The sequence below is a fragment of the Pantanalinema rosaneae CENA516 genome (assembly GCF_050753385.1).
Taxonomy (GTDB): Bacteria; Cyanobacteriota; Cyanobacteriia; order Leptolyngbyales; family Leptolyngbyaceae; genus Pantanalinema; species Pantanalinema rosaneae.
Window position 1 is genome coordinate 103,736 of the sequence record NZ_JBLZFZ010000009.1, and the last position, 20,380, is coordinate 124,115.

Annotated in this window: 17 protein-coding genes; 9 read left to right on the forward strand and 8 right to left on the reverse strand. The window is 47.4% G+C overall.

Annotation, left to right across the window (positions count from 1 at the left end):
- Positions 1-39: 39 nt before the first annotated feature.
- The 3 genes from ACN4EK_RS07190 to ACN4EK_RS07200 form a co-directional block, all read right to left on the reverse strand.
- Positions 40-609: a phage tail protein gene (locus tag ACN4EK_RS07190; protein WP_431657069.1), complete on the reverse strand. Its 570-nt coding sequence runs from the start codon at positions 607-609 to the stop codon at positions 40-42.
- Positions 610-733: 124 nt separating this feature from the next.
- Positions 734-2,476 carry a phage tail sheath family protein gene (locus ACN4EK_RS07195; RefSeq protein ID WP_431657070.1) on the reverse strand — a complete coding sequence of 581 codons (1,743 nt, stop codon included), beginning with the start codon at positions 2,474-2,476 and terminating at the stop codon, positions 734-736.
- A gap of 100 nt (positions 2,477-2,576) precedes the next feature.
- Positions 2,577-3,116, reverse strand: a complete 540-nt coding sequence (locus ACN4EK_RS07200) for a Pvc16 family protein (protein WP_431657071.1) — start codon at positions 3,114-3,116, stop codon at positions 2,577-2,579.
- Between the two features lie 889 nt (positions 3,117-4,005).
- Here ACN4EK_RS07200 and ACN4EK_RS07205 point away from each other — a divergent pair.
- The 4 genes from ACN4EK_RS07205 to ACN4EK_RS07220 all read left to right on the forward strand — a co-directional run bounded on the left by ACN4EK_RS07205 (position 4,006) and on the right by ACN4EK_RS07220 (position 9,370).
- Complete coding sequence (locus ACN4EK_RS07205) at positions 4,006-5,163, forward strand: sensor histidine kinase (protein ID WP_431657072.1); 1,158 nt, start codon at positions 4,006-4,008, stop codon at positions 5,161-5,163.
- Positions 5,164-5,226: 63 nt separating this feature from the next.
- Positions 5,227-5,919 carry a response regulator gene (locus ACN4EK_RS07210; RefSeq protein WP_431657073.1) on the forward strand — a complete coding sequence of 231 codons (693 nt, stop codon included), beginning with the start codon at positions 5,227-5,229 and terminating at the stop codon, positions 5,917-5,919.
- Between the two features lie 100 nt (positions 5,920-6,019).
- Positions 6,020-7,282: a DUF4255 domain-containing protein gene (locus ACN4EK_RS07215; RefSeq protein WP_431657074.1), complete on the forward strand. Its 1,263-nt coding sequence runs from the start codon at positions 6,020-6,022 to the stop codon at positions 7,280-7,282.
- Positions 7,283-7,339: 57 nt separating this feature from the next.
- Positions 7,340-9,370 carry an ATP-binding protein gene (locus tag ACN4EK_RS07220; protein ID WP_431657075.1) on the forward strand — a complete coding sequence of 677 codons (2,031 nt, stop codon included), beginning with the start codon at positions 7,340-7,342 and terminating at the stop codon, positions 9,368-9,370.
- A 94-nt stretch (positions 9,371-9,464) separates the two neighbouring features.
- Here ACN4EK_RS07220 and ACN4EK_RS07225 read toward each other — a convergent pair whose 3' ends face one another.
- The 3 genes from ACN4EK_RS07225 to ACN4EK_RS07235 form a co-directional block, all read right to left on the reverse strand.
- Positions 9,465-9,833 (reverse strand): hypothetical protein, encoded by a 369-nt coding sequence (locus tag ACN4EK_RS07225; protein ID WP_431657077.1) that lies wholly within the window; start codon positions 9,831-9,833, stop codon positions 9,465-9,467.
- A 264-nt stretch (positions 9,834-10,097) separates the two neighbouring features.
- A complete protein-coding gene (locus ACN4EK_RS07230) occupies positions 10,098-10,484 on the reverse strand; it encodes a hypothetical protein (protein WP_431657078.1) in 387 nt (128 codons plus the stop codon).
- Positions 10,485-10,963: 479 nt separating this feature from the next.
- Complete coding sequence (locus tag ACN4EK_RS07235) at positions 10,964-11,278, reverse strand: hypothetical protein (protein WP_431657079.1); 315 nt, start codon at positions 11,276-11,278, stop codon at positions 10,964-10,966.
- A gap of 12 nt (positions 11,279-11,290) precedes the next feature.
- On the opposite strand from ACN4EK_RS07235, the gene ACN4EK_RS07240 reads away from it, so the two are divergent.
- The 3 genes from ACN4EK_RS07240 to ACN4EK_RS07250 all read left to right on the forward strand — a co-directional run bounded on the left by ACN4EK_RS07240 (position 11,291) and on the right by ACN4EK_RS07250 (position 15,309).
- On the forward strand, positions 11,291-13,282 hold the full coding sequence (locus ACN4EK_RS07240; protein WP_431657080.1) for an eCIS core domain-containing protein: 1,992 nt from the start codon (positions 11,291-11,293) through the stop codon (positions 13,280-13,282).
- Positions 13,283-13,403: 121 nt separating this feature from the next.
- On the forward strand, positions 13,404-14,663 hold the full coding sequence (locus ACN4EK_RS07245; protein ID WP_431657081.1) for a YbjN domain-containing protein: 1,260 nt from the start codon (positions 13,404-13,406) through the stop codon (positions 14,661-14,663).
- Positions 14,664-14,835: 172 nt separating this feature from the next.
- Positions 14,836-15,309: a tellurite resistance TerB family protein gene (locus ACN4EK_RS07250; RefSeq protein ID WP_431657083.1), complete on the forward strand. Its 474-nt coding sequence runs from the start codon at positions 14,836-14,838 to the stop codon at positions 15,307-15,309.
- Positions 15,310-15,348: 39 nt separating this feature from the next.
- Here the strand turns inward: ACN4EK_RS07250 and ACN4EK_RS07255 are convergent, their stop codons facing one another.
- Positions 15,349-16,107 (reverse strand): Crp/Fnr family transcriptional regulator, encoded by a 759-nt coding sequence (locus ACN4EK_RS07255; RefSeq protein WP_431657085.1) that lies wholly within the window; start codon positions 16,105-16,107, stop codon positions 15,349-15,351.
- A gap of 332 nt (positions 16,108-16,439) precedes the next feature.
- Here ACN4EK_RS07255 and ACN4EK_RS07260 point away from each other — a divergent pair, with 332 nt between their 5' ends.
- The gene (locus ACN4EK_RS07260) at positions 16,440-18,755 is read left to right on the forward strand and encodes a nitric-oxide reductase large subunit (RefSeq protein ID WP_431657086.1); all 2,316 of its coding nucleotides are present in this window, start codon (positions 16,440-16,442) and stop codon (positions 18,753-18,755) included.
- Between the two features lie 73 nt (positions 18,756-18,828).
- Here the strand turns inward: ACN4EK_RS07260 and ACN4EK_RS07265 are convergent, their stop codons facing one another.
- Positions 18,829-18,993, reverse strand: a complete 165-nt coding sequence (locus ACN4EK_RS07265; RefSeq protein ID WP_431657087.1) for a hypothetical protein — start codon at positions 18,991-18,993, stop codon at positions 18,829-18,831.
- A 704-nt stretch (positions 18,994-19,697) separates the two neighbouring features.
- Here ACN4EK_RS07265 and ACN4EK_RS07270 point away from each other — a divergent pair.
- Entirely contained in the window at positions 19,698-20,372 is a 675-nt protein-coding gene (locus ACN4EK_RS07270; protein ID WP_431657088.1) for a LabA-like NYN domain-containing protein, read from the forward strand.
- The last annotated feature ends 8 nt before the right edge of the window (positions 20,373-20,380 follow it).

Consider the following 20,380-nt stretch of genomic DNA (forward strand, 5'->3'; position numbering starts at 1 on the left):
CAGGATAACTGGACTTACGATCGCCAATTGCTCATCTTGTTAGAACGCGTTGCGGCTAGTCACCGGTTCAGAACTAGCGATCCGACCATCATCAGATGGCTGTACTTGGCTTTCCTTATCAATGTGTTCAGCCACGAATTCATAGGTTTCTACCGCGAGTTCACCACCTGTGACATCCGCCGCTGAGATCGAATATTTCTTGATCCAGGCGCGATCCAGGTTCCAACGCAAGACTTCTGTTTTACCATCTGCGTCATACAGAACCACAGAAGCGGTTTTCCGGTTATTCGCCCAATCCCCACGACCGCCATCACTGGTCGGTAAGCAAGACTGGAACCAGCGATATAGCCGATAGCTGGCACTTTGCTGATGACCACTCATATAAACTTCAATGGTCATTGTAGGGTTCGTTTCATACCCGCCTGAGGTCGTTTGCCGTTCCGTGATCACGCCGCCACCTGGTCTATAGGTAGCCGCGATCGCTTTTTTGTTACCTGCGACTTTTGCTTCGTAGGTAATCTCGGTCATGCTTTTGATCTGCATTTGGGTTAACCCGTCGAACTCAACATAGTATCGACTGGTGTTTGTAGTAAAACCCGGCATTGGCATAGGACAATTCCTCCTAGTAATTAGTTGTTAGGGTGTAAGAGGTGGTTTAGCCAGTGGTTGTTAGTTGCCAGCAGACCAGACAAATTCGATCGCTGACAACTAACAACTAACAACTAATCGCTACTTATTCGAGTCCTTCTTCATCACTTCCTGTCCACTGGCTGACGCGGAAGATAACAAACTCGGCTGGACGGACTGGGCATACCCCAACTTCAACATACAAGCGTCCCAAAATCATGGTGTCAGGCGTGTTTAATTCTTCATCACACTTGACATAGAAGGCTTCCGACGGTGAGGCTCCATACAACGCCCCTTCCCGCCATAACCGGGTTAAGAAGTTGTTGATAGTGCGCTTCACCCGTTCCCACAAATCGCGATCGTTCGGTTCAAACACCACCCATTGAGTACCCAATTCAATTGACTTCTCAATGTAGCTGACCAAACGCCGGACACTGATGTAGCGCCATTCAGTGATATCTGGCTCAACCAGTGTGCGGGCACCCCAAACTCGAATACCACGATTCGGGAAGGGTCGGATACAGTTAATGCCAATGGGGTTCAGGAGTTCTTGTTCCCGGAAGTTGCAGTCATAGGATAAGCCAATGACACCTCTGGGTGTTTCATTCGCAGGAGCTTTGTAAACCCCACGGGTTTCGTCAGTGCGACACCAGATACCTGCCATGTGACCACAGGGGGGAACCGCGATCGGTCTCCCGCCACTACGAGGATTCGGAACTGTGATCCAGGGATAGTAGAGAGCCGCGAACTGGGAACGACGATTGAAGTCTTCGGTTAACCAGCGACTGATCTCCTGCGGTTTCACGAGATCGGGCGGCGTATCTAAAATTACCATCCGATTCGGTGGATTGGGCACATCGCCATCGGCTGCCCCTTCACAGAGACTGACCATGAGTTCCATAATGCCGTGAACTTGATCCAAATTCATCAAGTTCGCTTCATACGCCCGCATCAGGTCTGGACAAGCAACGATCGTCACTTCATCCACCTCAAACAAACCACGAATCCCGGTGCGATCGTCGCGATTACCATGCACTTCTCGGGGGAAGCGTTGGGGATTGGGAGCCATCGGCGGTGGGCTGACTTCATATAAGCCATTCGACGGTCGCCGACTCAAGGGACGACCTACAGTTGGATCAATATGGGTGACATCCAAGTATTGAGAGTCTTGCAATGCCGTGACGACATAATCAGCCACCTGCGCATCGGCTTGTGGATTCATCGTCAGGTGCTCAAACCGCTCTAGCTCCTGGTTATTCTGCCGCACACTGACGGTAAAGTATTCACCCGTATCCATCGGTTCAGTGCCCTCTTCCTGCCCACTGGGAGCTGGTTTGGGGCTGCTGTCGCTAATCTGAATCGTCACCGAACCATTGGCAACCGTCAGGGCAGCACTCGTGGCTTGAGTGGCTAAGGCATTACTGCGGCTACGGGGGCTGGCATCGGCTTCGCGTAACCGGAGTGAGAAGTTCAATGCCGGACGCTTGCCTCCCCGACTGCTAATCTGGGTGCCAGCCGCGACGGGTTCAGCCGAGGTGGCTCCCGGTAGTTGAGTCCCGATACTCATGACCCAGCACCGTCCACCGCCATTCAGGAACCAGCCGTTGACCGCAAAGGGTAGGTAGGCATCAAAATCCGTATAGCCGTCGGACATCGGACGACCAAAATAGCTCAAGTATTGATCCCAGCTTGTCACCAGCATCGGCTTGAACAACTCTGCGCCACCGCGCACATCTTCGGTAAAGCCCATAAAACCTGCGATCGCAGTCGAAACCCCCTCAATGGGGCGGCTACCGCGATCGACTTCTTCGATATAAACACCTGGAGCAAAGTAGTCTAGTCTTGCCATGACAGTCTTCCTGAACAAGGTAAGGGGTTTGTGAAAAAATCAAGCTGTAACAGACAGGCGCAAACCAAAACAGCGAATCCTGCTAGGCTCTGCTGCACCGCTACAAACTGGTGCTAATCACACACTCCAAAGGAGGTGGTTTCGCGTGCGGCACGATCGGAATAGTGACCGTGACATACAGAGCCGGACGCAGCGGCAGACCCAGAGAACTCCACAACATGACCGGGTCGATCGCTGGTATAGGAGAGATGACGAAGGGTAGCCTTTCATAAGGCTGCAATTCCGGTGGTAAGATATCCCGTTGTAAATAGCGATGATGCAGCAGGGAACTCAACGCCTCTGACAGGAGTTGTTGCTCACCCAGTGCGGTCGAATCCCAGGCACTCACTACAAACGACACATCAAACCAGCGCAGAACATCCAATTCTGGGTGAACAGATAATGGTTCATTACAAGCCCCGCCCCGGCAGGATTCCAGCAACGTTTGAGAATTCTCTCGAATGTTGTAGCAGTAAACAGTCAACCCTGTCTTGCCAATCAACGTTCGGCTAGGCGGGTTGAAGTCAATCTCCTCTGTACCACTGAGAGAGGTTCCATCAGCAAGGATTCTAGCTAGGGTTTGGGCTATAGCAGGAATCATGGAACTGCGTCCATAGGCATCACGAGGTAAAGCTTAGTCCTGACCTCTGTTAATTCGTTATTAGACGTTAGTCGAGACTTGAGATTTTTTTGAGATGGTTTGGCAGCGGCAATTCTGCACAATGCTGGTCAACGATCGTAACTATCTCAGCATTTGCCATTGAAAAATCCACCAAAGTTATTGAGCTGAAAGGGGCGATTCCGCAGTTCATCACTCAAATTTACAGTGCTGCATCAAATCATTTTTACAAGAAAAAATATCGCAGATCAAAAATTCCTTTCTAGAGAAAAATCATCTCTTTAACTTGTTAACAGGAGTTGCCTGAGGGGAGGTCTTTAAAGCTGTGGTTTGTTCTATCCGTCCCTCAGAACATCACTACTAACTGGAAATATTAATCGCCACTTTATGAGTTCCTTAGAATTTCGGCAGACAATATAGCTCAATGCGACTCGATCGAAAACAGCCGGTTGTTTAGGCAAATTTATTAAACAGGAGTCGTCATCACTCTCAATTTTCTACTTCAGTGGTAATAGGTCTAATTTTTGTTTCTCTAATCCCGGTTGAATTATGTTAAAAGGCATCAATAAATGTAAAAAATACTCTGCTAAATGCGGAAACTTCCGTATGAAAGTAGTGGGCTGGCAATGATCTCTAGTACACCTAACTTAGGTTGCTTTGCTCACGTCAAGAGGCATGGAAGTAATGTTGATAAGTATCAAAAAATGTCAAGAAATATCAACACCATAGATTTTAGGGAATTATACGGATAACGAGAACTGTCTAAAGGCAGATCATGGGTTTGTAGACAATCTAACCCGTTTACAATCCGTAATTTCCCTAACTGCACCCGTCCGTCCATCAAACTTGCCCCATTGCGCTAGGGAAGGCTATGAAAGTTGGTGTACCAGATTTATCAACTTGGAACGATTCTCCTCCAGTCGGAATTCGGGCGACAAAAGCCCTTAAATGGTCAAACCCTGAACAGTTCTGTCGGTTACAACTCAAGCAAATCGCCGAAGCGTTACCCGCTGTTTACATTCAGCTTGTGTATCGTTTTCCGAACTGCGAACAACAGCAGCAGCTATACTGGCACTCTCCATCCTTTATCGCGACCGCCGTTTTAACCAAACTGGCATCAGAGGATTGGTTGACAGAGCATATTCCATCCATGCAACTGAGCCAACTCCCCCTTAGTCGAGAAGTATCCGCCTATATTTATCTGTTTAACCAACCTGCAACTCCCTTGTCCGAGTTAGAGTATTTGCTGGTGTGTCCCTGTGTGCCTCTATCTATTGCCCAACAACAGCTCGTAGAAGTGCAGGCTCGCCATTTACATCAATATTTAATGTTATTTCAAGAATGTCATGCTCAGCGATCGCGACTAGAAGAGTTGGAGCAAACGATTCAACGCACCGATCACCAACTGCGCAAGCCATTAGCATTGATTGAGCTTTATGCTGAACTGTTAACCAAGCAAACAACGTTAATGGATGAAGAGACACGATCGCAAATTAGCTTAATCTACGAAGCCACAAAAGAATTGAGTCAACATCTCAAACATCTCACCTCCTGTAACCAGCAAGCGGCTTTACGGGTGGATTGGTGTGATCTACGGTCAATTCTTGCCACCAGCTTAAAAGGATTACAACCCTGGATCACCGAGAAACAAATCCAGGTACACCATCCTCAAACGGCGGCTATGTTGCAGGTAGATGCATGGCAACTCAAACAAGCCTTTGACAATTTATTAAGTAATGCCATCCATTTCAGCCCGAACCACAGTACGATCGGTTGCCACTGGCAGGTCTTTCGTCACGAAGTAGTGGTTGAAGTCTGGGATGAAGGTCCGGGTCTATCGGAAGCGGATCTGAAGCAAGCCTTTACCCCGTTTTATACCCGTCGTCCTGGCGGGACTGGGCTGGGCTTAGCGATCGTTCGCAAAATTATTCTTGACCATCAGGGCCGACTTTGGGTGAATAACCTACCCACTAAAGGAGCTAAGTTTTCCTTTTCCCTACCCCGCCATAGTTATCCCGACCCAAGCTGACGATCGTTGTCATCAGCTTTCATCTCCATTCCCCATTCCATCTGCATTAGGAGCAATCGTTGCATGTCATCAGTGTGTATTTCGAGTCAGCAAATGGTGTCTGTTCTGCTGGTCGATGATGAACCACGATTTCGTCAAGGATTACAAACATTACTCAACTTTTACAATACCAATGATGTCTTTAAGTTTAATGTCGTAGGAGAAGCGGCCTCAGCCGAACAAGCCCTGAAACTGGCTGAAGAACAGCATCCAACGCTAATTTTGCTAGATATGGAACTGGCGGCGCAGGATGGCATTGCCGTGTTAATGGGACTCAGTCAGATCTCGTATAAAGGCAAAGTTCTGGTGCTATCAGGACATCGCGAAGATGAATGGGTATTTCGCGCCATGCAGGCGGGGGCGAATGGGTATGTGTTCAAAGACCAATTGGCAACTCAACTGTGCAATGCCATTAATACCGTCATGAATGGACAGGTCTATCTGTCTCCAGAGGTGGCAACCGGATTCTTTCATCTGTTCCATTTCTACTCGGGACGATCGCTGGAAGCCAAACATAAGCTGCATCTCACCGATCGCGAACAAGAGGTGTTGGATTGGTTAGTGCAAGGAGTTTCTAACGAAGAGATTGCCAATCATCTATTTGTCACCGTAGCAACCGTCAAAGCGCACTTAACCGCCATCTTTACGAAACTAGGCGTGACTAGCCGCACTCAAGCCATTATCAAAGCCTTGAAACTCGGTTTAGTCAGTTGCTAATTCAGTCCCGTTTCAGGCTAAACGCTTCCAAGAGAATTCATGACGCTTCTAGGCTTGAAACAGCATTCTTAACTATTCTTTCACTTTCCCCTTCTCTCGAATGAGCAATCATCTGGCTATTGCTGTAGTTACAGCCACCTTTCAGCGCATCCTCCAAGCGGCAATTCAAGAAGATGTGTATGGAGCAAGGGTCACTACCGTTCGCCCCAATACTTTAGAGGGTGGAAACACTGAAACGGGAGTCAATATCTATCTGTATCTGATTACGCCTAATCCCGCCTATCGCACCCCCGACCCGATGACTCGTCGCCCGAAAGCCGATCTAGTCAAACGATCGCAGGTAGCGATTGATCTGCAATATCTGGTCAGTTTCTACGGCAGCGAAGCGGAATTGGAACCCCAGCGACTATACGGCAGTGCTTTGCGAACCCTTCAGGAAGGGTTAACCCTGACCACCGACATGATTCGGGAAACGCTGGCAGACCCTACCTTAGCCTTTCTGGCAGACTCCGATTTAGTCACCCAAATTGAACCCGTTCGCCTGATTCCCACGGAAATTTCGGTCGAGAACTTGTCGAAAATTTGGTCGGTGTTCTTCCAGACCCCCTATGCCCTATCCTGTACCTACAAAGCGACCGTACTGCTGATTGATAGTGAAGAACCCGGTCAACGTGCCCTGCCAGTCCGCGATCGGCGTCCGGTTGTGGCGCCATTCCGCCAATTGATTATTGAGCAAGTGACGGCTCGGGGTGGTATTCATCAACCCATCCTGGCAGACAGTACCTTAATCATTACTGGACAACGTCTACATCACCCGAACACCATCATTCGGATTGCTGGGGTCGAGGTGGCGGCGGCGGATGTTACAGATAACCGAATTATCTTTCCGTTAACTGCCGTTCCTGCCCACGTCCTTCAGGCAGGAGTGCAAAGTTTACAGGTGGTGCATCCCCTCCGTCCCCATAATCCCGCCAGTCCGTACCGGGGCGTAGAATCCAATCTAGCCGCGTTTGTTCTGCGTCCGACGATTCTGAATGTGAGTGTTGCCAATCTACAATCCCACGGACATGGTTCCTACTCGGCTGAGGTGACGGTGCAGTTCAATTTAACGGTAGGCATGAATCAACTGGTGGTGTTGATTCTAAATGAATGGTCGGTGGATAGTCCTAAAAACTTCTTGTTCAAAGCCGGTATGCGATCGGCAGATAGTGCTGAAGTTGTGATGACGATTGATGATATTACGGCGGGAGATTATTTAGTTCGGGTACAAATTGATGGAGCAGAAAGTTTGCTGACGATCGATACCACACCCAACAGTCCTACCTTTAACTGGTATAACGGACCTCGCCTTGCGATCGGGTAACCCCCTGGGCGATCGCAGCATCGGCTATATGATTTAGAAAGAAGGGAGATGCCGGGAATGCTCACTACCGATATAACTGCAACTGAAACCTGGCAAGCGGATAACCACGCTTACTTGATGGCATCCCTGGCTAACGTGCGGGAGATCCTGCTTGACCATACGGATCAAACCCTGCTGTCCGAGACAGAAACGCATCGTCAGAAGACCGTTAACCGTGACACCATACTGGTATCGCTCCGCACCCGCATGGCTACGGCAGACCAACCGCCCCCTGTCCTGGAACAGATTTGTACCACGTTTAATCTCAGTCCGTTTGAGCGGGATTTACTCCTGCTCTGTGCTGGCATTGAATTAGATTCCAGCTTTGCCCCCCTCTGTGCGGCGGCTCAGGACGATCCGCAACGGAACTATCCCACCTTCAGTCTGGCATTAGCCATTTTACCCAATGCCCATTGGAGTGCCTTAACTCCTACAGCCGCATTACGACGTTGGCGCTTAATTGAATTAGGGGCAGGCAGTAGTCTCACAACCAGTCCGTTGCGGATTGATGAACGGGTACTCCATTATCTGGTCGGCGTATCCCATTTAGACGAGCGCTTGATGGCGATCATGGAGCCGGTTCAATCGGAAGAGAACCTGGTGCTATCGCATTGGGAACTGGCAGAGCGGTTGGTGGCAGCATGGTCAGAAGCGAAGGAATTTTCTGCCCTACCAGTTTTGCAGTTGTGCGGCTATGAAGTTGCCAGCAAACGGGCGATCGCGGCGGTTGCCAGTCACTTCTTGGGTTTAAATCTCTATGCGATCGCAGCGTACTCCTTGCCAACCAGTCCGAATGAATTGAACCAGTTTAAACAACTCTGGGAACGGGAGGTGATTCTTGGTCAAAGTGCCCTATTACTGGATTGCGATGAGTTAGACGGGGCGGATACCGTCCGGGAAGCGGCGATCGTCCATCTGAGTGAAACACTGCAAAGTCCGCTGATCCTGACTACGAGTATGCGGCGGCGATCGCGGTTACGCCCCATGTTAGTGTTTGATGTGCATCGTCCCAGTACCCAGGAACAACATGCCATTTGGGAAGCTGCCCTCAGCGCCACCTCTGTCTCGCTGAATGGACAGGTGGATGCCTTAGTAACGCAATTTAGCCTGAGCGCTCCGGTGATTCATGCCGCCTGTGCCCAAGCCCACAAGGAATGGCAGCAGGACAATGGGGATGATCCAGACACGACCTTCCAAACCCTGTTGTGGGATACCTGCCGTGCCCAAGCGCGACCTCGGTTAGAAGACCTGGCGCAACGGATTGAAGCCACAGCCGGGTGGAGTGATCTGGTCTTGCCAGATACCCAGATGCAGATTTTGCAAGAAATTACAGCGCAGGTGAAGCAACGCGCTAAGGTTTACGAGAAATGGGGCTTTGCCGGTAAGAGTGCCCGTGGCTTGGGAATTAGTGGCTTATTTGCGGGTTCCAGTGGTACGGGTAAAACAATGGCGGCTGAAATCATGGCACTGGAATTGCGGCTGGATTTGTACCGCATTGATCTCAGTCAGGTGGTGAGTAAATACATTGGTGAAACCGAGAAAAATCTATCTCGCATTTTTGATGCGGCAGAAATGGGTGGGGTAATTCTCCTATTCGATGAAGCTGACGCACTATTCGGGAAACGCAGTGAGGTCAAGGATTCCCACGATCGTCATGCCAATATTGAAGTGAGTTACCTGTTGCAACGGATGGAAGCCTTCCGAGGATTGTCGCTGCTGACCACTAACCTCAAGAGTGCCTTAGATCAAGCCTTTCTCCGCCGTCTGCGCTTTGTGATTCAATTCCCCTTCCCCGATGCCGAGCAACGTGCCGAAATTTGGCGACGCATCTTTCCCAAAGCCACCCCAACTCAAGATCTGGACTATCGCAAGTTAGGACAACTGAATGTCGCGGGGGGAAATATTCGCAACATTGCTCTGAATGCCGCGTTCATTGCCGCCGATATGGACGAAGCAATTCAAATGAAACATGTGTTGTTAGCCGCAAAAGCTGAGTACATGAAGATCGAGCGTCCATTGACTGATACCGAAGTTCGGGGTTGGGTCTAGTTCTGCAATAAGCTTCACTGAAAACATCAAAATCAGGTGGGCTACAGCGATCGCTGAACTCACCTGATCTGGTGTCAATCCCTGCAACTTCGGCTTACTTGTCTTCTGCCATTTCGGCGGCTATACCAAGCTGACTCTTGGCTTGGGTCAAGGTAAAATCTAAACTATTCTTGCCAGCAGTTAACAGTGCCTTACCCGCTTCCGAGGCAATCTGATCACTGGAACCCTGCATATTATTAACTGTGTGATCCCACCAGCCTCTTAGCCCCCGACCCGCCGCGATCGAGCTATGCCAACCCCACTCAAATACGACTAATACCAAACAAACCGTTAGCCAAACTAACAGAGCCGCTTCTTTGATAATATTCAACGTAATGGCAACTACTCGACCATACGCTGCTGCTGTTTCTGTAGAGGTTAGCAGTTGCCAAAGCTTATCGGCTTGAGACTGAATTCGATTCATTGAAAGGCTCCTAGTTGTAAACTAATGATCACCAACCGAAGGGATTGACTAGGGCGGACAGCAACTCCAAAATGAACAAAACCATTTTGTCCACCTCAGTCTACAAGCTGCCTTTTGATTGCACTAATTCTAGTTGCAAAAATTCACTAACGATGGCAGTGAACAATCCCTCATTGCGCCTGATCATTACCGAAGCACAATGAGGGATTGCAGGCATTCGAGAGATACTGAGTGTCATGCTTGATGAACGCTGATCTACCAACACTATTTTTGCCGGGTTTCGGAATCTGTAGACTGAGGTTCCGTCGGTAATCCCAACTGACTCTTAGCCTGCGTAATGGTAAAATCTAAACTGTTTTTCCCGGCAGTTAATAAAGCTTTTCCAGCTTCAGAGGCAACCCGATCGCCCGATCCCTCCGTAGTCGATAAGGTGCTGTCCCACCACGATCGGGCATTACGACCCGCTCCGACAGATAGTTGCCAACCCCATTCAAACACCACTAACACCAAGCAAACTGTTAACCAAACGAGCAAAGCCGCCTCTACAAGGATTTTCCAGGTAATCGCCACAGCCCCTTGATAGGTTGCGAATGTATCAGCCGATGTGATTAACTGTAATACCTTAGTAGCTTGAGCTTGAATTCGATCCATTTGGTACTCCTTTCTCAGACAGGTTGCTAAACTGAGGGCATTGTAGCAATCCTCCTCAACTCTTCAATCTAGCCTCTAGTAGAATTTTTTCTGCATTCACGTCAAAGCCATAGCGCTGACCTTATGTTTAGTCAGACAGAGCCACCTGGCGATCGCTGGGTGATCCAGCTTATAACAGATTATTTTTACAAAAATTCATCACATTTTGGTAGTGACGCAAGAGTTTTAACTAAATTCCAATATTTTTTCCTATCTCTCTGCAATCGAACATGACTAAACTAGCCATATAAGTAAGCGTGACTAAATACAACGTCGTAATGACTAATCACATACTTATATAAGTCATCTCTAGGGCATCAGCCAAGCGTGTGCGCTTCAAACCCTCTGCGGTTAGTCGAACAGAACCAAGCCTGCTTCAGGGGATGACAAAAAGCTATCTATCTGGAACGAGCTTTATATTTCAACCGTAATTCTACGGTTTAATTCCTGGTCGCAGGAAACATAGGTAAAAACCCTGAAGTTAAGCGAATGGGAATGACGTAGACTTTAGTCGAGTGAAAGATCGTTATTTTCTCTGGTAATATATTGGCATCATTAATAATTTTTGGGTTGCCTGTGCAGCTATCTTGGTAGACTAAACCAGTTTTGATATCGCTTTTGCTTCTAGTTTCTCTTATAGCAATAGAAGCGATGATTGTTACTAAAGCGAGTATTGAAAAGCGTCTGCCATCAAGCTTGACCAACTTGATGATTACCTCATAACAATAGATCTCTTCAACTCCCTGCTCACCCACCCCTCCTAACCTATGGCAAGCAAACTTCGTACCCGGACTGAAAAGCAGCAGATTCCTTCAGTTAACTCTGCGGCTGAACCGGTAAGTAGTCTGTTAGCGAGTCGCCCCTTTGTTCAAGCTAAAGCAACTCAGCCCACTTCCCCATCGACCACTCCACAACCCGCTTTAGCTCAGTCTACCGGTCACAACCTAAGTAACATTGCGGTCTTTTCCAGTTCAACCGTAGATACACCCATAGCCCAACGTAAACGGCGGCGGCAGCCAGGGAAACCCAACTCACCTCTAACGGTGCAGACGAGTCTAGAGGTTGGCGAACCCGGTGACATGTACGAGCAGGAGGCAGATCGCACCGCGTTTCAGGTTGTCGATCGCATCGAACAACAGTCATCTAAACCATCTAGCCTGCAACAGAAAGCGGCTACGGCGGGTAGCCTGAAGATTCAGCCCTTAGTTCAAACTCAGGCTGTTAGCCGACCTGCTAAAGCCAGTGCTGGAATAGAACAATCGATCGAGAGTCACCGAGGCGGTGGCGAGGCTCTATCGGGAGATATCCGTGAACCGATGGAGCAGCAATTCGGAGCAGATTTTGGAGCTGTCAGAGTTCACACAGATGCCAATTCTGACACGCTAAACCGTTCCCTCAATTCCCAAGCCTTTACCACCAAAAACGATATCTTCTTCAAGAAAGATGCTTACAATCCCGGTAGCCGCGCTGGCAAAGAACTCATTGCCCACGAACTTACCCATGTTGTACAGCAAAGTGGTGGTAGTACGATTCAACGCAAGTCTCAAAACCTAACTACATTTGAACTAAGCGAAAAAGATCACAATAAGAAGTATTCAAAGACCAAAGACATTTATAACAAAATCAACGAATACAATACCCTCCCGTTCAAGGATAAAGACTATGGTAAGCAGAAGAAGCTATTAAGTGAAGTACAAATTAAAGCTGGAGAATGGTTGAAAAAGTTTGGTAGTAGTAGTAAACCAGCGAAACAAGAGAAGAAACCTAAGATTGAACAAGCGGCTGAAGATTCTTACCTAGAAATTAATGCTGTTATGGCTCAGGAGGAGAAGGCAGCACAAGGTCAGGAAGACGACGATACAGACTGGCTAGAAACGGCTAATGAAGGTCGTGAGGGAATCAGCGAGGTCAAGGAGACAGCAGGCGAGGTTAAGGGAAATATCGATAATATCTTTGAAATGGCTAAAACAGGAAAAGCCATTGCTGAGAAAGAAGAAGTTCAGGAAGAGGCTGCTAAGACGGGTATTACATTTCTTGATGGTTTTCTGAAGACGGTATCCGATCTGAAGGCAAAAGCTCAGGCGATCGTCAATGGTCTGTTATCGAAAGTCGCTCAAAGCATCATTAGTGGGGTAGTTAGTTTAGGCTTAAAAATATACTCTGCTTACAACACCTATAAGGAAATGAAAGCGCTGCAAGAAACCAAGGAAAGCTTTGCTGGTAAAGCTAACTTGTCTAAAGATGAGAATAATGTACGGGATGCAGCCATTCATGGTTATGGGAAAGTTAGAAGAAGATTTTGGAGTTCTATTTGGGGGATCATTTCCACAATTACAAGTTCTGTCTGTAACATTATCACTTTGCTCTCCGGTGGGACAGCCACAATGGTAACAGGAATAATTACAGCTGGGCTTGAGGTAATCAATGGGATTAAGAGCTTGGTAATGAAAGGAAAAGGCTTCTTTAAGTGGCTTTCAGGTAAGAGAGGAAAGAATCGAGCGAAGAGTGCTAACTCCATCTTTACAGCCGCTAAAAATGGGAATGCAGTTGCCTTGAAGTTACTTGTTGACCTTGATCCAATGGGATTTACTGGTAGAGCAAAACGCAAGTTGAAAGGAGCTAAAGACATTAAACAGCCCAAGAATATTATTGATATGCAAACTTTGATTGATAACATTGTTGCCCAGCCTGCTCTTTATGGAACAATGGATGACTTTAAAGCAGAGGTTGCAGAAAAGCTGAAATCACAGGCAGACTGATCTTGCAGCATTTAGGATTTTCAATCTATTCCTAGCCCCCAAACCTGGGGGCTTAAAGCCTTATGGATATGTAAAAAATTAAGCTGAAAAAGCCGAAAAAATTAGAAAATAGGGAAAAGTAATGATGAAATCTAACTATCCTAAAAACCGGACGATTGTATACACAGCAGCACAAAAAGAAATCCCTATTCAGATAATAGATCTCAATTTAGTCCATCAAGATAATGAACTGAGTCGGTGCAATCTTCATTTTTTAGTTGATTGGAAGACCTATCAAACTATTGAATCACAATCATTATTTCACTATGATTCCAACTTACGCGGATCTATGCTTGCAGGAGAATTTTTGCCTTATCAAGATATAGAAGTTACCGCTATATTACGTCCTGACTTGCTGCCCGATCTAGAAGAGAAACTTGTTAGTGCGGAGACAGGGACTACCAACTTGCAAATCTTAGGTCAGGAGAGTTCATCTAGTCTATTTCTATGTGCAGAAAGTTGGCTAGCTCTATCAGTAAAGCAGCAAAAATATGAAGGAGAAACCGGTTTTCGTACATTTTGGGATTATTTTAACTGGGATGCTATTGCTCAAGATAATAGCCAACACCAACTTGATCAATTACTGCTGGATGCTATCACTAGCTTCTTTAAAGATATTACTATTCAATCTCTATCATCGCACTTGAGTGATGAAGAGACGAACCAAAGCGCTATTGATATTAGTATTCAACTATTTGAAAAATTATTTGCAATTACCCCATCTTTATCATCTCAAGATGAAGAGAATAAGCAACATATTGTAAATGCAGTTACCGATACTTTAAAGCAGTCGGTAGAGGCAAACTTATCTACTAATTTGAAGACGATCGCGAATTTAGAATCAGTTCAAACAGCTACACTTACATCGAACAATTCAAGTAATCAATCTTTTTTTCAAATATTAAAATGTTTTTTTCAACAACAGACTTGGGCTTATTTCTCACTTCCTGAACAATCTGTTATTTACTTTGATTTTCAGGGAAAGCACGACAAATGGGAGTGTTATGCCCAGGTGCGGGAGGCGGAGCAACAGTTGGTGTTTTATTCTGTTTTGCCGATGAAAGTAGCGAAGAAAAGTCGTCATTTGGTTGCCGAGTTTCTAACCAGGGCAAACTATGGTTTGATTCTCGGCAATTTTGAGATGGATTTTAATGATGGGGAGATTCGCTATAAGACTAGCATTGGCGTTGAAGGTAGCCATCTCGATTTTGCCTTGATTCAGCAAGTCGTGTATAGCAATCTATCCATTACCGACAAATACTTACCAGGAATCTTGCAGGTGATGAACGGGCAGAAGCTACCTGCTACCGCGATCGTCCAGATTGAGCAGTCGGTTTCCTAAACTTATAAAAACTAGACCAGTCACTACTTTTCATTTAATAAGTTTGGTGCTAGGGTGCTTTGCTAGGGTACTCTCCCATCTGTGAGAGTTTAAGTATCCTGGCTAACACTCATAGCGGTTGATATGAGCATTCAGTTGGTTATTCGTTGTCTATTTTTTCCAGGTGGTCACGATGCCGAAACGTAAAATTCCTAGCGGTAATACTAAATCTGAACAAAGCCTGACTCCAGATGAAGGCTTAATTGGGATTGGGCTGTTATCAATGGCAGTTGATAGTCAGGTCGAAAGTGTAGAAACAGAAATGCTAGTTGAACTGCTGGACGCGATCGAATATTTCGAGGAATATTCTGAAGAAGAAATCGACGAGTCCCTAGAAAAGATTAAAGCTATTGCCCGAGAGGAGGGTGGTGCCGCTCTGTTTAATAGTTCCCTGGCAGCCCTGACCGACGAGGAATACCAGGAGGCTGGCTTAATCATTGCGATGTTAGTTGTCTCTGCGGATGGTGAAATTCCTGAAGAGGAAGAAGATTATTTAACAGCGATCCAGCAACGACTGGGCATTTCTGATGAGCGCTACGATGAACTCGTGGATGAACTCTTTGAAGAAGAGGATTACGAAGAAGAGGAAGAGGAAGAAGAAGAGTAGGTGAAATTAGTTGTTTCATATCTGGTGCAACTATTACGGCTACTTATCATCGATCGCAGTTGAATTGCCTTTAGATTGTTTACTGGGGTTGGGAGACTCAAATGGTAAATCGCCTTCCGCGATCGCGTCCAGAGCCTCCCAATCCATGACCGTAATTTTGCCACCCCGGCTATAGGAAACAACGGCCTGAAGTTGCTTAAATAGGCGGACACACTCTTCATAGGTAATGCCGATACTACGAGCAATTTCATAGTGGGATAAGCGCAGACGTAAGCAATCGCCCTGAGCAGATGCGTCTGTACCCTGTTCCGTTGCCGCATATTCCAGTAAGCGAGCTAAGCGGACGATCGCCCGTTCTGAAACTAACCCATGCACCATATTATGCAAGCGCTGAATGCGCTGATTCAACACTGCCATCATTTCTAGGGCAATCCCCGGTTGGGCTTGAATCATTTGTAAGAGGGCAGCGCGATCGATCGTTAATACATCAGCTACCGACTCGGCGGTCACAGTGGCGGGTGCGATCCCATCCCCAAATAACGCAGGAGCCGCAAAGATATCACCTCCAGACAACAGGCGTAAAATCGTTTCTTTGCCACTGGCGGCTGTTTTTGTGACCCGTAAACCCCCTTTGACCAGAGCATATAACTGGGCAGGTAAGCGATCGCCCTCATGCATGACGATCTCTCCCGATTGATACGTCTGAATGACTGAATGGCGTTGTAATTCCTGTAATTGCTCAGGCTGTAACCGAGTCAGAATCGAGATGCTGGCAAGCTGCTCAACCGTTGCTTTCATCGGCTAAAGAGAGAAATCGAATTGTATCTGATTCATCTTATGGGGTTGTAAAGCTATTTATACCAATGCCACGATCGTCCGCTACGCCAACCCTTTAGCCTTTATGAGCTAGCTCATAGTAGCCCTGCGATCGATTTGCCAAAGTAGACTTACTGGAACGTCATCCCTGTCCTCATCGCTTCCTCATATTCTATGTCTAAGCTAACAAAACGAGTGATGTCAGAGAGCAATGATGTCATACCGCCATACATCATCAGCATCAGTTCTTTTCTATCTACAAAGCTTGAAAAACCAGGCTCGATCGTTGCTAACGCTTTATTGAGAGTGACCCAATGACCAGTCCATCTATTAGTGTGCCTACAATACAGACGCAACCCCGCAGGCGAGGCTTAAGTTTACCTGCCTGGTTGGTGCTGATCTGTGTGATTACGTTTACGATTTTGTTAGGGGCTGGAGCAGCCATCTGGAAAAATGCTCCCCCTGTACCGACGACTGTTGTTTCACCTCAACAAGAAATCATTCTGACTCAAGCCGATATTCAGGCTGGGCAGGAAACCTACCTGGCACGCGGCGGGCAGCATATTGGTAGTATTTGGGGGCATGGCAGTTATTTAGCTCCGGATTGGACTGCCGATTTTCTCCATCAATGGGGATTAGCGACGGCTGGTGTGTTGTATAACGGTAATCCCAATTTTGATCAGGCGGATCTGGAAGCCCTGCCTGTGGGCGATCGTGCCAGTTTGCAAGCCAGGGTCAGTGAGCAGTTTAAAACCAACCGTTACAACTCAGACACTCACGTCCTGACCTTAACAACGGCACAAACCCAGGCATTGCCACCTGTATTTGCTGCCTATCATCAACTGCTGACTCAGGGCTCGCGGGAACATTCGATTCCCAGTGGTTGGTTCACGAATGATCAACAAATTCGTCAAGTCACGGCGTTCTTTGCCTGGACAGCCTGGGCAGCTTCCGCGAATCGCTTGAATGCGCCATTTTCCTACACGGCAAACTTCCCGCATGACCCCTTAATTGGCAATACCGCACCGCCGCAGTTTATCATCTGGTCGATCGTATCGGTTGTCTTGCTGGTGGGTGGCATTGGCGTATTCTTATTTATTTACTTGACTCAAGAGGATGCGGAAGAAGTTCAAACAGTACAAGCTCGTCCCCGTGTGCGGATGCCGACCGCCAGCCAAAAAGTTACGACCCTATTTTTTGGTGTGGCAATGGCGCTGTTTCTGGTGCAAATTGGCATGGGGATGGTAACGGCGCACTACGCGGTGGAGGGAGATGGCTTTTACGGGGTTCCCCTCGATCGCTTCCTGCCTTATGCCGCTTCTCGCACCTGGCATTTGCAATTAGCCGTGTTTTGGATTGCGACCTGTTGGTTAGCGGCTGGGTTGTATTTTGCGCCCCGCTTTGGCAAGCATGAGCCCAAAGGACAGGCGATCGGCAATGGGGTGTTACTGGTCGCCTTAACCATTGTGGTCGTCGGTTCCATGATTGGTTCCTGGGCAGCGATTCAAGGCATTTTAGGCAACGGTCTGAGTTTCCTGTTGGGACACCAGGGATACGAATATGTCGAACTCGGTCGAGTCTGGCAAATTCTGCTGATTGGTGGCATGACGTTCTGGCTGTGGTTGATGTATCGCGCCCTCCGACCTGCCTTAAAGCAAGAAGGGTCTAAAACTGGGCTGAATCACTTCTTCCTCTATAGTGCGATTACCATTCCCCTGTTTTACTCAGCAGGTTTGATGTATTCCAATCACACGCCGATGAGTGTAGCGGAATACTGGCGCTGGTGGGTGGTTCACCTCTGGGTGGAAGGATTCTTTGAGGTGTTTGCCACCGTCGCGATCGCGTACCTGTGTAGTGAGTTAGGGTTCCTGAACAAGCAATCGGCGTTACGGGCAACCTACCTGACCACGATTCTGTATCTCGGTAGCGGGGTGATTGGCACATTACATCACCTCTACTTTGCTGGGACTCCAGTATTTATCACCGCGATGGGAGCGGTTGCCTCGGCGCTAGAAGTTGTGCCTTTGACCTTGATTGGCTTTGAAGTAGTGAAATCTCTGAAGCTGTCGCAAAATGCCCAAGGCTTCTATCGGATGCCCTTACGCTTCTTCATTGCGACCTGTGTTTGGAACTTGATCGGAGCCGGGGTATTTGGCTTTCTGATCAACCCGCCGATCGTGCTCTACTACTCGCAGGGTTTAAATACCACTCCCATCCATGCTCACTCCGCCTTATATGGCGTGTATGGTTCGCTGGCTCTGGCACTAATGCTATTTGCGTTACGAGAAATCACACCAGAACGAGCCTGGAATGAGAAACTCCTGAAGTTTGCTTTCTGGCATATCAATGGCGGTCTGGTGGTAATGCTGCTATTTGGCTTAATTCCCAATGGGTTTTACCAATTCATCCAATCAGTGAATCACGGAACCTGGTATGCCCGTAGCGCGGCAGTGATTCACTCTCCCTGGATGGAATGGACAGTCTGGCTCCGCATTCCGGGAGATATCATTTTCACTCTGGGCGCACTGGCAATGATGGCATTTGTGGTGCAGGCAATCTGGGCAATTCTGCATCAACCGACCCACAATCAACCGGAGTTAGCCGCCACTCCAGAAGCCGTTGAAGGATAACAGTCTGTATAGCTGATTAAAATCACCCCTGATGCGATCGTGCCAGGGGTGATTCCTGCATCAACCAGGATGATTAGCAAGGGGCTGGGATCGGCGTACACTCATCCACCTTAAACCAGCGTTTTCTCCCATGTTGTACCTTGACAAGAACACGACCTGGAGAGAACAACGGGGCAGGAATCACAATTCCACTTCGACCATTGGGCAGTCGCACCAGTGTACCTGGAAGAATAGACATAGATACCTCGTAAAGACCAACACAAAGGAGCGATCCCTGAAGGTCGCCAGATTATCATCACGGAGTAGGATTTCCTATCCTTTAAGGGCTTCCCGGCAAGGGGAAAGAATTAAAAAAACCTTAAGACTATCAAAAGCTTAGTAGATTGCTGAGCAGTTTTTAAGTATGTATACATTTCTTTACTTTATATTGCTTACTTGCACCTGGGTTTAGAGCCTCCAAGGGTAGGCAATCAGTGAACCAAATGGTACTCACAATTTAGTTAAACGACCTCCTGTAAAGCCTGGTAATTCATGATCACAAAAATCTAAAGCAATCATAATTTTATTCAAAAGTAAATTATTTGAGCTTGAGATTGGTCACTTTCGGGGCAACGATCGCCCAGCGTCAACGGGTTATCTCATGACAAAATAAATTAGAAGTCAAGAATCGACATATTTCGTAATAAATTTCTTAGCCCTGGAGAGTTGCTTACGGCATAGCTGCCTTTAAAACCTGCGGCTGGCAATCCTGGATAGAGTTTGGGATTCAGCCCATTGACCCGATCGCGTAATCAGGGCAGTAGGTCAATCCGAACGATTGCAAAAATCTAAAGTTCGTTTACTTTTGTGTGCGGTCGGGCATGATTCTGGTGTTAAGCAAATATAAAGGAAATATTAACTATGGGTACGCGGCTGGAGTAGTCACATTGAGGAGTCGCAGAAATGCAGCTATTACCGAAGCCTAAGAAGAACCGTGTGGTTTCACCATTGTCAACGCCTGCCCCTTGGCAAGGGTTACCAGAGCCTGGTTCGCCAGGTGGTTCAGCTTATCCGGCAGCATCCCATTGTGATCAGTTAGCCTTAGACAGTCCGATTCTGGCTGACCATATCCCTAGCATCTCCAGCATACAGAAGCAGCAACGTGTAGTGATTCTGGTGGATGGATCAAATTTGTTTTATGCCGCCTCTTACCTGCATCTGGAAATTGATTACATTAAGCTGCTTCATTGCCTGACCGACGATCGTCGCTTGATACGGGCATATTTCTATACTGGCGTAGACCCCAGCAACGACAAACAGCAAGGTTTTTTACATTGGCTGCGTCGTCATGGCTATCGTGTGGTCGCCAAAGAGTTAGTGCAATTTCCCGATGGTTCTAAAAAAGCCAATCTAGAAGTCGAGATGGCGATCGACATGATGATGTTGGCTCAATATTGCGATACGGTGATCCTGTTGAGTGGCGATGGTGATTTAACCTATGCCGTGAACAAAATTGCCTATCAAGGAACTCGGATCGAAATTGTTAGCTTGCGATCGATGACCAACGATCACTTGATTGATGTAGCGGATCAGTACATTGATCTGGAAACGCTTAAATTTGCGATTCAACGTGGCTAGAATTCTCC

Excerpts from the sequence above, each read along its gene's own strand:
- ACN4EK_RS07190 (WP_431657069.1), bottom strand. The coding sequence starts at position 609 with ATGCCAATGCCGGGTTTTACTACAAACACCAGTCGATACTATGTTGAG.
- ACN4EK_RS07195 (WP_431657070.1), bottom strand. The coding sequence starts at position 2,476 with ATGGCAAGACTAGACTACTTTGCTCCAGGTGTTTATATCGAAGAAGTC.
- ACN4EK_RS07200 (WP_431657071.1), bottom strand. The coding sequence starts at position 3,116 with ATGATTCCTGCTATAGCCCAAACCCTAGCTAGAATCCTTGCTGATGGA.
- ACN4EK_RS07205 (WP_431657072.1), top strand. The coding sequence starts at position 4,006 with ATGAAAGTTGGTGTACCAGATTTATCAACTTGGAACGATTCTCCTCCA.
- ACN4EK_RS07210 (WP_431657073.1), top strand. The coding sequence starts at position 5,227 with ATGTCATCAGTGTGTATTTCGAGTCAGCAAATGGTGTCTGTTCTGCTG.
- ACN4EK_RS07215 (WP_431657074.1), top strand. The coding sequence starts at position 6,020 with ATGAGCAATCATCTGGCTATTGCTGTAGTTACAGCCACCTTTCAGCGC.
- ACN4EK_RS07220 (WP_431657075.1), top strand. The coding sequence starts at position 7,340 with ATGCTCACTACCGATATAACTGCAACTGAAACCTGGCAAGCGGATAAC.
- ACN4EK_RS07225 (WP_431657077.1), bottom strand. The coding sequence starts at position 9,833 with ATGAATCGAATTCAGTCTCAAGCCGATAAGCTTTGGCAACTGCTAACC.
- ACN4EK_RS07230 (WP_431657078.1), bottom strand. The coding sequence starts at position 10,484 with ATGGATCGAATTCAAGCTCAAGCTACTAAGGTATTACAGTTAATCACA.
- ACN4EK_RS07240 (WP_431657080.1), top strand. The coding sequence starts at position 11,291 with ATGGCAAGCAAACTTCGTACCCGGACTGAAAAGCAGCAGATTCCTTCA.
- ACN4EK_RS07245 (WP_431657081.1), top strand. The coding sequence starts at position 13,404 with ATGATGAAATCTAACTATCCTAAAAACCGGACGATTGTATACACAGCA.
- ACN4EK_RS07250 (WP_431657083.1), top strand. The coding sequence starts at position 14,836 with ATGCCGAAACGTAAAATTCCTAGCGGTAATACTAAATCTGAACAAAGC.
- ACN4EK_RS07255 (WP_431657085.1), bottom strand. The coding sequence starts at position 16,107 with ATGAAAGCAACGGTTGAGCAGCTTGCCAGCATCTCGATTCTGACTCGG.
- ACN4EK_RS07260 (WP_431657086.1), top strand. The coding sequence starts at position 16,440 with ATGACCAGTCCATCTATTAGTGTGCCTACAATACAGACGCAACCCCGC.
- ACN4EK_RS07265 (WP_431657087.1), bottom strand. The coding sequence starts at position 18,993 with ATGTCTATTCTTCCAGGTACACTGGTGCGACTGCCCAATGGTCGAAGT.
- ACN4EK_RS07270 (WP_431657088.1), top strand. The coding sequence starts at position 19,698 with ATGCAGCTATTACCGAAGCCTAAGAAGAACCGTGTGGTTTCACCATTG.